3 protein-coding genes, 3 tRNA genes, 1 rRNA gene and 1 pseudogene are annotated in these 4,286 nt (G+C 51.3%); 1 reads left to right on the forward strand and 7 read right to left on the reverse strand.

Features of this window, described 5'->3' with window-relative positions; all coding sequences use genetic code 11:
• Positions 1-317, forward strand: a 317-nt coding sequence (locus AB4Y71_RS17910) for a hypothetical protein (RefSeq protein WP_441722744.1), incomplete at its 5' end; no start/stop codon positions are given.
• A 92-nt stretch (positions 318-409) separates the two neighbouring features.
• Here AB4Y71_RS17910 and AB4Y71_RS17915 read toward each other — a convergent pair.
• From AB4Y71_RS17915 to rrf, 7 genes and pseudogenes are all read right to left on the reverse strand, one after another.
• Positions 410-823, reverse strand: a pseudogene (locus tag AB4Y71_RS17915) (GtrA family protein); the annotation flags it as partial.
• 442 nt (positions 824-1,265) lie between these two features.
• Positions 1,266-1,341 (reverse strand) — tRNA-Glu (locus tag AB4Y71_RS17920).
• A gap of 48 nt (positions 1,342-1,389) precedes the next feature.
• Positions 1,390-1,461 (reverse strand) — tRNA-Gln (locus AB4Y71_RS17925).
• A 274-nt stretch (positions 1,462-1,735) separates the two neighbouring features.
• Positions 1,736-1,812, reverse strand: a tRNA-Pro gene (locus AB4Y71_RS17930).
• A gap of 108 nt (positions 1,813-1,920) precedes the next feature.
• Positions 1,921-3,297, reverse strand: coding sequence for an FAD-binding oxidoreductase (locus AB4Y71_RS17935; protein WP_441722746.1), 1,377 nt, complete (start codon positions 3,295-3,297; stop codon positions 1,921-1,923).
• Positions 3,298-3,766: 469 nt separating this feature from the next.
• Positions 3,767-3,976 carry a hypothetical protein gene (locus tag AB4Y71_RS17940; protein ID WP_134781275.1) on the reverse strand — a complete coding sequence of 70 codons (210 nt, stop codon included), beginning with the start codon at positions 3,974-3,976 and terminating at the stop codon, positions 3,767-3,769.
• A 197-nt stretch (positions 3,977-4,173) separates the two neighbouring features.
• A 5S ribosomal RNA gene (gene rrf / locus AB4Y71_RS17945) occupies positions 4,174-4,286 on the reverse strand; the annotation flags it as partial.

Raw genomic sequence — 4,286 nt, forward strand, 5'->3', positions numbered from 1 at the left:
TGCCTCAAGCAAATAATATGTATTCACCAAATAAAATAAATATTCGGTATCAACAAACTTGGCACACTATTGAGTTCTCAAACAACAAACACTCTCGACACCACAACCACCAGACCTTCGATGGCTGCTTCGCTCCGGAGCAACTTTTCGAACTTACCAGAATCCGCAGCCCGATCAAAATCGGCTGGAAACCTTCAGTGAAAAGTGATTGGCTGCCGGGTAAACAATCGGTAGATTCCGTGTTGTTTCCGTTCCGGCAACAGATAAAAACTATACACACGTTTTTCCATACGCACAAATCGAAAGGGGGCTTTTAAGGGTGACGGTGGTTACAGCCCGAAAACGGGTGTTCTATCTGCTTTTCCTACGGTGCTCGAATGGCGATTCGGGATCGCTTCTACAACCCCAATCAGAGTATTTCCGTGCGTCGGTGGATCGTATCGACGAAAACGAATTTCTTCATGGCATACCAACGGAAGATCATTCCGAAAAGCGTGCCTCGTATGGGGCCGGCTACAAAGTCGGCAACCTCTTGCATTAAGAAAGATACGTGGGGTTGAGTGAATCCGAATATCCAGAGTGAGACATAGACCGGTGCCGAAGCAATTCCTACGGCGATGACCGACATGATGAAAAATTTTATAAATTGGACGCGTTTCAGTCCGTGCATGATGTCGCCGAACGTAAAACGTCGCGACAAGTAGTAGGAGACGGTAGTCGCTACACAGTTAGCCAGCAGAAAAGCTGTTGTTGGATGTTCTCCAAGGATCGTGAACTTGAGACCATAATTCACGGCTAGTGTCAGAAGGAAGCAGAAACCGCCAACCCCAAGAAATAGGTTGCTCTTTTGCCCTGTCTATATCGGCTTCTATGCCCCAGGCCGTGAGGTTCATAGTTGTTATCACCCACAGGGATTCCAGTCATGCGCCAAGTTTAGGCTCCTCCCCCGCAGCTGGAACAATGGGATGGCTGATTAATGCCTGGAACCTTTATCAAAAGTGATGGCTGTGGCTTGAACGAAACCGACGAGAGATGGGGTAATCCTGCAGGCAAGTAGGTATCAACCGTTTTGTTGAATCTGGGCCAATAAAATGACAACTTGTCCTTCGCGTGTTCCGAATCTGGTTGAGTCCCAAAGTCGGTAATCGGGACAGTAGATTGCACCCTGCATTTCGCTACACGTTGAGGGGCAGCCGCGGAACTGGAATAACCACGCTACTAGTTTTAGGCATAAAAAATCGCGGAACCGAAGTTCCGCGATTTGATGGTGACCCCAACGGGATTCGAACCCGTGTTGCCGCCGTGAGAGGGCGGAGTACTAGGCCGCTATACGATGGGGCCGTATGCTGAAGACGAATCTTCAGCTCACCAAATTGCTTTGGCGAAGCGCTGGGATACCAGGACTCGAACCTAGAATGACGGAACCAGAAACCGTTGTGTTGCCAATTACACCATATCCCAATGTGACTTGGTCTTCATTTGAAGGAATAGCCGAAGCTGCCCTTCAATGAATGCCTTAGCACGAGATATAACTATACCTAAAAAAAACCCGGAGCGCACATCGAAAGCCAAGATCCTCGAGTGATCTGCAGCTCTTTGTCTGATTTCTGGGTATCAGCGTTGCAGTCACTGAGGTTCTTGAAACGCACTACAGCCTTCGTTCTCACCATTACCGCTGGCTCGCGGTGCTTTGGCTTTAGATCAGAAGCGGGGCACGAGTGGCCTGCTTTAACCTTGGTCGGGATAACAGGATTTGAACCTGCGACCTCGTCGTCCCGAACGACGCGCGCTACCAAACTGCGCCATATCCCGCGGTTAGACACTTTTTTACTCTACACCCGTGCTTTACCACGCGCCAAGGAGTGACCAGGCGCGCTGCGGTCGGTTCATGGACCCACAGTTACGACCTACTTTGCCTACCTATATAGCCTTGCCCGGGTTCAGGATATTGAGGGGATCCAGCAGCGCTTTGATTTGATGTTGCAGTTGCAGCACTTCGTCGGATTGCTCCCACGCTAGCCAGTCTTTCTTGATCAGCCCGACACCATGTTCGCCGGTGATCGTACCGCCCAACGCCAGAGCTTCCTTAACTGATCCTTCGACTGCTCTGTGCAGTCGCGCCAATGGTTGTTCCCCTTCAGTAGGGTCAACGAAGAACGTCGGATGCAAATTGCCGTCGCCAGCATGGGAGATCATCCGCATGTTTACATTTTCCTCGCGAGCCAAGTCTTGGAGTCGGTGCACATACTCGACCATGCGGCTCTTAGGTATTGCTACGTCTTCGCCTGTTCGGTAGGCGTCGTCCTTCGTATCCCCACGACTAGTCCGACGCATCTCGATAAGGCGGGTCGCTGCCGCATCGCCGCTCTTGCTCAACTGCACATCACTATTCATGAATGCATCTCGAACTGCTGCTTCTTCTCGTTCAGCCCCGTAGCCGTCCAATCGCACTAAAAGCATTGCTCCACCCAATGATGCATAGTCGGTGGAGTATTGCTGGTCTAAAACACAAATAGTCGAATAGTCGATTAACTCTAAGATTGCTGGCTGAATGCGGGACTTTGCAATCTGCTGTACGCCTTGGACCGCGGCTTCAAGAGAGGGGAACACCATACTAAGATCACGTTCGTCTACAGGAAGATATCGCAATCGTACGACGGCGCGCACTACGACGCCCAAGGTGCCTTCAGATCCAGTAAAAAGCGCGGCAAGGTCATATCCGGCAACGCCTTTGAATGTATTCTTCCCGACTCGAATTAGTCTTCCGTCAGCTAGCACCACGTCCAAGGAAAGAACCGATTCGCGGGTCACGCCATACTTGGCGCACCGAAGGCCGCCAGCATTCGTGGCAATGTTTCCGCCAATGGTGGACATCTTGTAGCTTGCCGGATCCGGCGCGTACATCAGTCCAAATTGGGCGACGGCAGTATTTAAATGGTGGTTGATAACGCCTGGTTCAACGATTGCCACTTCGTCGTGCGGACGAATCTCAATGATCTTGTCCATCTTGCTCAGGTTCAGAATGACTGCATCGCCTTGAACATGAACGCCGCCTGAGACCCCAGTGCCGGCGCCGCGGCTTATTACAGGAATCCGATTAGCGGTTGCCACACGCATAACCGCTTGCACATGGCCTACCTCGGTAGGGAAAACGACTGCCAAAGGCATCACGGGCTCACCGGAGAGTTGGCCGAAGTCGCGTGAATTCTCCCGTAGGACGCTGTCTGATAGAACTATCGAGTCTTCAGGCAACTCGCGCCTTAGGGTTTCAACTAAATCGCTATATGCATCGGACATCGTTTTCTCCGCTAGTTCAGTAGGCACTGTCAATCCGAGAATACTCGCTTCAATAGTTTCGGTAGAACTAGATGACCAGGTTTCGCCTAATAGGCATCCAGTTGGAATCGCAGTGCCTTACAGCCGAGCTGGAGATCAAGGAGATTCATGGCAATACCGTTGATCCGTGAGATGTTCTCCCCAAATTTGCGAGACTGATCTCGATCAGGTGCTCAGAACCCGGACGCGGGCTGTCCACGCGAGAGAAGTCTTGATTTAGTGCGCTGACAAAACGAACGCAAAAGTGGTCACTCTAGATTGCTAGGTACGGATAATTCGGTGCCGTCCGTGAATGCTCACGAGTATTTTCCCGGGACATAGTGAGCTGCCTTCAAGTGAAGAGAATCCAAACGCCAGGCCCAGGTCCAGTAAAACGAATGCCTACTGCAATCCACGTGCGGGGAGGTGCTGAAGAAGCTCGATCTTCTGCTCAGTTCTTGGGCTGCTTGATTCTACTCAAGGTAATTGCAATGGCTGCGCCGGCAGCTGCAATTAACGCGATAGCAACCACGATCAGCAGAACTCTGATGGAGGTTGAACGTATGTTCAATGTAAGCAAGGCGATTCCAATAGCAATAACTGCAAACACTATCGATGCGATCGCCGAACCTGCGGACAGATGCGATGCTTTCTCGACCATACTTCGATGATTAGGACTACCACAAACCATGTCAACAGTAGTCCTGTTTTAAATAGCGGAAAGAGGCCAAGCATCAACCCCTGACCCCCACCAACCAACCATCAAGCCATCCCAGCAACCTGTTTTGCGGGTTAAACAGGTGAGGCCCTGGAACACGCATTGTGTTCCAGGGCCTCAAACCATTCATCTCAAGTTAAGTCCGGCGGTGACCTACTCTCCCACACCCTCACGAGTGCAGTACCATCGGCGCAGTGGGCCTTAGCTTCCGGGTTCGGTATGGGACCGGGCGTTTCCCCCACGCTATGACCGC

This window comes from Glutamicibacter sp. MCAF14 (assembly GCF_052114325.1).
GTDB lineage: Bacteria > Actinomycetota > Actinomycetes > Actinomycetales > Micrococcaceae > Glutamicibacter > Glutamicibacter arilaitensis.